The organism is Pseudoalteromonas sp., assembly GCF_041613455.1.
Classification (GTDB): Bacteria; Pseudomonadota; Gammaproteobacteria; order Enterobacterales; family Alteromonadaceae; genus Pseudoalteromonas.
Window position 1 is genome coordinate 1 of the sequence record NZ_JBFJHD010000277.1, and the last position, 3,383, is coordinate 3,383.

General features: G+C 44.8%; 1 protein-coding gene and 1 pseudogene. Both read right to left on the reverse strand.

Translation table 11 applies throughout. The features are described from left to right. Window positions 1-24 precede the first annotated feature (24 nt). A complete protein-coding gene (locus ABYB02_RS15830) occupies window positions 25-3,108 on the reverse strand; it encodes an efflux RND transporter permease subunit (protein ID WP_372763358.1) in 3,084 nt (1,027 codons plus the stop codon). Further along, window positions 3,105-3,383 (reverse strand): annotated as a pseudogene (locus tag ABYB02_RS15835) (efflux RND transporter periplasmic adaptor subunit); the annotation flags it as partial. The pseudogene ABYB02_RS15835 and the gene ABYB02_RS15830, both read right to left, overlap by 4 nt.

Here is a 3,383-nt window from a genome sequence, read left to right on the forward strand (position 1 = left end):
AATGTTATTTCTCGCGCCTAACAGCTATTTAAAGCAGCCCTGAACACGATCCATTAGCATGTAGTTTACCGGTACCAGTAATAAGGTAATAAAGGTGGCGAAAATAATGCCAAAACCTAAACTGACCGCCATGGGGATCAAAAATTGTGCTTGCGTGGCCTTTTCAAATAATAACGGCATCAAACCAATAAAAGTGGTTAAGCTGGTTAACATAACCGGACGAAACCGCGCTGCCCCCGCGCGTTTAACCACCTCCATTAAATTAGATCCTGCGCTGCGTTTTTTATTTATGTAATCCACTAATACCAGTGAATCATTAACCACAACACCTATCAGTGCCAACATACCTAATAAACTCATTATGGTTAGATCCATGCCCATGATCCAATGCCCCACAACCGCGCCTATCATGCCAAACGGAATCACGCTCATAACGATCAAAGGCTGTAAATACGATTTAAATGGAATCGCCAACAACGCATAAATAATAAAGAACACAAATACCAACGCCCACGCTAACGAACCAAACGATTCGCGTTGCTCTTTCGCTTCGCCTTCTAGCGCGTAATCTACCCCTGGATATTGCTGCATTAAGTCATCTAAATAACGGCTTAAATCGGCTTGTAGAACCGTCATATTGGTATTGCTTTTTTCGATATCGGCGGTGACGTTTAAGGTGCGGTAACGGTCAATTCGGTTGATTGTCGATGGGCTTTGCCCTGGGATTAACACTGCAATATGTGATAACGGCACGGTACCACCTGCCGGCGTGTTGATAAGTATATTTTGTAGGTCAGCCACCGAGCGGCGTTCATCAATGGGTAAGCGTACCATCACGCGCACATCGTCGCGGCCGCGTTGTACTCGCTGCACTTGCGAGCCAAAAAACGAGTTACGTACTTGGCTTGCCACATTAAGGCGGTTTAAACCCAGTGCCAAACCTTGCTCGGTGAGCTCTATTTGCAACTCTTCTTTACCATCGGACATGCTATCGGCAATATCAAATACCGTAGGGTACGTCGCTAAACGCGCTTTAATATGCTCAGCCACATCTTGCAATACCACTAATGAAGTACCACTTAACTGCACATCGATAGGGTCTGAGCTACGGCCAATTTCGGCTCTAAAAGTGAGGCTTTCGGCACCGGGTATTTCGCCTATGAGTTCACGCCATTCACTGGCCAATTCACGGGAGCCAATGTCTGATTCACGCTTTTCAGCTGGGGTTATTTCAAAACGCACGGCACCTGAATAAGACACTCCACCACGCCCACCGGTAGTGGCCAGTATATTTAAAATAACGCTTTCGCCGCTGTCTGGATCACGGTATTTTTCTTGTAATTGCTGCGCCTTTTGCGACATATCAATAACGTATTTATTAGTGACCTCAAATGGCGTGCCTGCAGGCAAGGTTAAATTTACCCGGATTGTTTCGCTGGGAATACGCGGAAAATATATAAACTTAGTCCACCCGCTGGTGATCATAGTTAAAATTATTAAAAATACGCCAATAAATAGGCTCACAGTGGCTAGTTTGTGGCGCAGTGCTAAATTTAATACCGGTTGGTAGTACTTTAAAATAGCGTTTTCAAAGCCATCGGCAAAGCGCTGCTGAAATGCGTCGAACTTAGACTGCTTCGTTTTTTGATGGCGCAACTTGAGGTATTTTAAATGTGCTGGCAACACAAACTTAGACTCAATCAAAGAAAATAATAACACCGGAATCACCACCACCGGAATTTGTGCAAATAACGCCCCGCGTGCCCCTTCAATAAAGGCTAAAGGTAAAAATGCCGCTACGGTAGTTAACACCCCAAAAGTAACTGGAGTGGCTACTTCTTGCGTACCTAAAATGGCAGCCTGCTCACCCGATTCAGACGTTCTTAAATGGCTATACACGTTTTCACCGGTGACGATGGCATCATCCACCACAATACCCAGTACTAAAATAAAGCCAAATAAGCTCATTACGTTAAGGGTGATGCCAAAAATAGGCATCGCAATAAATGCCCCCATAAACGACACCGGAATACCAATAAACACCCAAAAGGCAATGGCAGGGCGTAAAAACAAGGTCAGCAGCGCCAGCACTAAAATACCGCCTTGAAGGGCATTGGTTGTTAATGTAGCAATACGACTTTTAACGATCTCCGAGTCGTCATCCCAGTAACTTAATGCAAACCCCTGCGGCAATGATGCTTGCTGCGCTTTAATGTATTCTTTAACTTCATCGGCCACGGTAATCGCACTTTGTGGACCAATACGGTACACATCGATAAACGCGGCTTGCTTGCCATTAAAGCGTGTACGCACTGGAGTTTCTTCAAAATCGTCATTAATTGTGGCGATATCACCTAGGCGAATAATAGTGCCATCGGCTTGGTTTTTAACAACTATATTGGCAAACTCATCTTTTCTATATGCTTGCCCTTTTGAGCTGATAAGTACATCGCCCCCTTCGGTTTTTAAGTTACCCGCTGAAATATCTGAACTTGAATTAGCAACCGCACTAGCGATTTGCGCCAGCGTTAAGTTATATTGGCGCAGCGTATCTTGGCTTACTTCTATTGCTAGCTCGTAGTCGCGAACGCCACTAAGCTCAACTTGTGTCACATTTGCTAAACGCAATAGCTGATCGCGTACTTGCTCTGCGTATTCGCGGGTCTCTTTTTCACCGTAATCACTGGAAATAGTCACGGCAATCACTTCGCGTTTGCGCTGTGCTAACGCCACAATGGGCTTTTCGGCATCGCTAGGAAAGGTGTTTATTGCATCTACCCGACTTTTAATATCGGCAAGGAGTTCACGCGGTTGATAACCGCTTTCAACCTCAACGGTTACCGAGGCTGAGCCTTCTGAAGAGCGACTGAATATTTGCTTTATGCCTTCTAAATCTTGTACCGCTTCTTCAATACGAATGGTAACACCTTGCTCTACATCCTCAGGGGTTGCACCTCGTAAGCTCACGCTGATGCTGATCATGTCTGTTTCAAAAGACGGAAAAACTTCTATAGGGATTTTATTCGATAAGCTAAACAGCCCCGACAACAACAAAGTGACCAGTAATAAGTTAGCGGCTACATGGTTTTTGGTAAACCAAGCTATCATGACTTAGCTCCTTGCTTTACTTCGCGACGCTGCTCTTTTACTGAGTGAGTTGGCGCTGTATTTTCAGCGTCTATAATAGTGACTCGCGTACCAGAACTGACCTGCCCCAAAGGGGTAAGCACTAATTTATCCCCCGCTGTTAAACCTGTTTTTACCATTGCCTGGCTGGCATTTTGCCATGCAAGCGTAATGTTTTTGCGTTGCAGCAAACCATCTACAACAATATAAACGTACGTTCCTTGATAAATACTACTATTGGGAATAATAAGTGCATC

What these genes read in the sequence shown, in the direction of transcription:
- ABYB02_RS15830 (WP_372763358.1), bottom strand. Translation starts at nt 3,108, where the DNA reads ATGATAGCTTGGTTTACCAAAAACCATGTAGCCGCTAACTTATTACTG.